This is a genomic window from Mycobacterium sp. 1245805.9, from assembly GCF_001672915.1.
GTDB lineage: Bacteria > Actinomycetota > Actinomycetes > Mycobacteriales > Mycobacteriaceae > Mycobacterium.
Genome location: NZ_LZKR01000227.1, coordinates 1 through 506 on the forward strand (window position 1 = coordinate 1; position 506 = coordinate 506).

Sequence of the window (506 nt, forward strand, 5' to 3'; positions counted from 1 at the left end):
ATCAACGTGGTGTCGACGTCGTCGACCAGCCTGGTGTACCCGCCGTCGTACTTCGCGCCGGACTGGCGCGACCAACTGGAGGCCGCGGCCAAGGCGGGCGGTGCGTCGCTGTATGTCTCGGGCATCTTTCCGGGCTTCGCCTCCGACGAGCTGGCGCTGCTGATGACGACGCAATCGAAGAACATCCGCACCCTCACGGCCAGCGAGGTCGCGCTCAACGACCATTACCCGGTGGCCGACGTCATGATGGACGGCCTGGGCTTCGGCCGCCCGTTGGATTTCGAGCCCATGCTCAAGACGCCGGGCTTCATCGAAATGGCCTGGAAGGCACCGATTTTCCTGATCGCCGGCGGCCTCGGTGTCGACGTGGACGAGGTGCGGGGTTCGTTCGAGCGGGAACTCACCGATCGCGACATCGACGTGGCGTTCGGCACCATCAAGGAGGGCACCTGCGGCGCGGTGCGCACCCGTGCCGCGGGCGTGGTGCACGGCCGCGAGGCCATCGT

General features: G+C 67.2%; 1 pseudogene. It reads left to right on the plus strand.

Annotated elements, in window-relative coordinates:
• Positions 1–506: pseudogene (locus A9X00_RS29335) on the plus strand (dihydrodipicolinate reductase); the annotation flags it as partial.